Raw genomic sequence first — 1,931 nt, forward strand, 5'->3', positions numbered from 1 at the left:
GATCCCACCAACTTCGAGATCCGCGTCTACGCACAGGAGATCGACGAGGACGGCGAGCCCTACGGCCCCGAGCTCGACGTGACCCCCAAGGACTTCGGCCGCATCGCCGCCCAGACGGCGCGCCAGGTCATGACCCAGCGCATCCGCGAGGCCGAGCGCGAGCTTCGCTACGAGGAGTACGCGGGCCGCGAGGGCGACATCGTCACCGGCACGGTGCAGCAGGGTGACAGCCGCTACACGCTGCTCAGCCTGGGGCCGGTCGAAGCGCTGCTGCCGCAGGCGGAGCAGGTGCCCCACGAGCGCCCGGAGGCCAACACCCGGCTGAAGGCGTACATCGTCGAGGTGCGCCGCACGTCCAAGGGCCCGCAGATCGTCGTGTCCCGCACCCACCCCGGCCTCGTGCTCGAGCTGTTCAAGCTCGAGGTGCCCGAGATCGCCGACGGCGTGGTGGAGATCAAGGCCTGTGCGCGCGAGCCAGGGCATCGCACGAAGATCGCCGTCTGGTCGAACGACAACAACGTCGACCCGGTCGGCGCCTGTGTCGGCGCCCGAGGCGCCCGCGTGCGCCAGGTGGTCAACGAGCTGCGCGGCGAGAAGATCGACATCGTCCCGTTCAGCGACGACTCCTACGAGTTCGTGGCCAAGGCCCTGTCGCCGGCCAAGGTCAAAGAGGTCCGCATCAACGAGGACACCGGCGTCGCCGAGGTCATCGTCCCCGACTACCAGCTCTCACTGGCCATCGGGAAGGAGGGTCAGAACGCCCGCCTGTCGGCCCGGCTCACGGGCTGGCGCGTCGACATCAAGAGCGAGACCCAGCTGGCCGAGGAGGAGACCTACGCCCAGCAGGACTGGGCCGAGGGCGAGTGGGTCGTCGACGCGGAGACCGGCGAGCAGGTGTGGCAGCCCGCGGAGGGCGGCCCCGCCATGTCGGCAGAGGCCTGGGAAGCCGCAGTGTCCGACGAGGGCGGCGACGCTGCCCCGGCGGAGGGCGACACCGCTCAGGCCGACGGCGACGCTGCCCCGGTCGTGGATGACGAGTCGGCTGCCGCCGATGCCGACGCCGCATCCGTGGAGACCGCGGTGATCGACGCTCCCACCCCCGTGGAGGATGTCGACGCCGAGCTCGACGCCGAAGAAGCCGTGGCGACTGATGTGGCCGAGCTGGCCGAGTCCTCGGCCGAGGCCGACGGTGGCCCTGACGAGGTGCCGGCGGACGACGCCGCCGGCGGCGCCGAGCCGGGCGAGGACGGGTAGTACCATCACCGGCCCGCAGCGCACCTGCATCGGCTGCCGCCGCAAGGCGCCGCAGTCGGAGCTGGTCCGCTTCGTGCGCGGGAGCGATGGATCTCCCGTGGAGGGTCGTACACTGCCTGGTCGCGGAGCGTGGCTTTGCCAAGCCACTCTCGATGCGTGCCAGTCGTTGGCTCTCCGTCGCAGAGCGTTCGCACGAGCGTTCCGTGACCCTGGCCTGCACACTGGCAGGCACTGAACACAGAGATTTCGTGGTCACCGTTCGTCCCAGAGCGGTCGACTGCGCGAGGATGGAGGGCCGCGATCCGCACCAACAGGTGCGTGGTTCGCGCCCTAAGAAAGACGAAGGGCTGGTCAGAGACAACTTTGGCAGCGAAGATCCGGGTCCACGAGCTCGCGAAAGAGCTCGGGATGACGAACAAAGAAACCCTCGACCTGTCGAAAGATCTGGGCATCGGGGTCAAGACGCACTCCTCCGGCATCGAGGAGGCGCAAGCCGACCGCGTCCGGCGTCGGGCTCAACGCGACGGCCTGGTCCGTGCGGAGCAGCCCGAGGAGCCGGGCAAGGGCGGTGCGTCCGCGCCGGCCAGGTCCGAGTCGCCGGCAGCCACGGCCACGTCGTCCTCCGCCTCGGCGCAGGGCAAGGCCGCGCCCACCAGCCCGCCTCCTGCCGACGGTGG

At 70.3% G+C, this 1,931-nt stretch carries 3 protein-coding genes; all 3 read left to right on the top strand.

The genetic code is table 11. From position 1 onward, the window contains the following. A partial coding sequence (gene nusA / locus PV363_RS17580; RefSeq protein ID WP_301023060.1) for a transcription termination factor NusA occupies nucleotides 1-1,254 on the top strand: 1,254 nt, incomplete at its 5' end. Beyond that, nucleotides 1,151-1,489: a DUF448 domain-containing protein gene (locus PV363_RS18000; RefSeq protein ID WP_366525517.1), complete on the top strand. Its 339-nt coding sequence runs from the start codon at nucleotides 1,151-1,153 to the stop codon at nucleotides 1,487-1,489. The genes nusA and PV363_RS18000, both read left to right, overlap by 104 nt. A 173-nt stretch (nucleotides 1,490-1,662) precedes the next feature. Beyond that, nucleotides 1,663-1,931, top strand: a 269-nt coding sequence (locus PV363_RS17585) for a hypothetical protein (RefSeq protein ID WP_301023061.1), incomplete at its 3' end; no start/stop codon positions are given.

Source organism: Mumia sp. (assembly GCF_028803055.1).
Classification (GTDB): domain Bacteria; phylum Actinomycetota; class Actinomycetes; order Propionibacteriales; family Nocardioidaceae; genus Mumia.

Bases quoted from the DNA above. Each gene is read 5' to 3' on its own strand.
- PV363_RS18000 (WP_366525517.1), top strand. From the start codon at position 1,151: ATGTGGCCGAGCTGGCCGAGTCCTCGGCCGAGGCCGACGGTGGCCCTG.